Below are 723 nucleotides of genomic sequence, written 5' to 3'. Positions count from 1 at the left end.
TTTCACCTCGAAAATGGAGCCGAAGGAATGTATGATCGTCGTCACTGGGCCAAAACCAACTAGGCTTTCAAGGATTGTTTGCGCTTGTTCGCCCGGAGCAATCGCAACCATCTCTTGCGGCAGTGCAGCGACAACATCAAATTCTGTCACACCTAAACGCTCTGCCATTGCGGCAGGCAGAAGTTGAGGTTCTTGTTCCAATAGAACTTCTACCTGTTGCTTGATTGATTCCATTTTGTTTTCCATCTTTTCTTCAATTTGTCTTCATTAATTATTGGATACTTTTGGCACGCTTTCGTTCATCTCTGATGTCAGTACCTGAATACAGGCTTGCGCTAACGAAACGGCCCAAAAACTGCCCGCTAAAGTAAGCACTAAGCTTCGCTCTTGAAGCTCAACTAAGCCTTTGTCTTGCCATACTTTAAACAGCGGCATGAGAAAATCGAACGTATCGCTACCCATAAACACCGGCAATTTACTTGCCTGAACAATGCCGCGGTCAAACCCGGATTTTAGCGCTGCAAATAATGGCTCTAATGGGCTGTGCTTCATCATCATCGCAATCGTACTTTGCCCTTCATTCACCGCTTTGATGTAGGTGTCTAAAGTACGGTGCAGCATCATCCCGTAGCCGCCAATGTTGCCACCAGCACCGCATCCAATCGGCAACACTTCTGCGTACGTCTTGGCTAAGCTGTTGTATAGGCTACGCTCACGGTTATC

Annotated in this window: 1 protein-coding gene and 1 pseudogene; both read right to left on the bottom strand. The window is 46.9% G+C overall.

Annotated elements, in window-relative coordinates; all coding sequences use genetic code 11:
* Positions 1–234: ChuX/HutX family heme-like substrate-binding protein (locus R7Z49_RS24835; RefSeq protein ID WP_318112351.1), on the bottom strand; the 234-nt coding region annotated here is incomplete at its 3' end.
* Between the two features lie 33 nt (positions 235–267).
* Positions 268–723, bottom strand: a pseudogene (locus tag R7Z49_RS24830) (heme anaerobic degradation radical SAM methyltransferase ChuW/HutW); the annotation flags it as partial.

The sequence above is a fragment of the Vibrio sp. 1562 genome (assembly GCF_033340155.1).
Lineage (GTDB): Bacteria > Pseudomonadota > Gammaproteobacteria > Enterobacterales > Vibrionaceae > Vibrio > Vibrio alginolyticus.
This window is presented reverse-complemented; position numbering and strand designations above follow the sequence as displayed.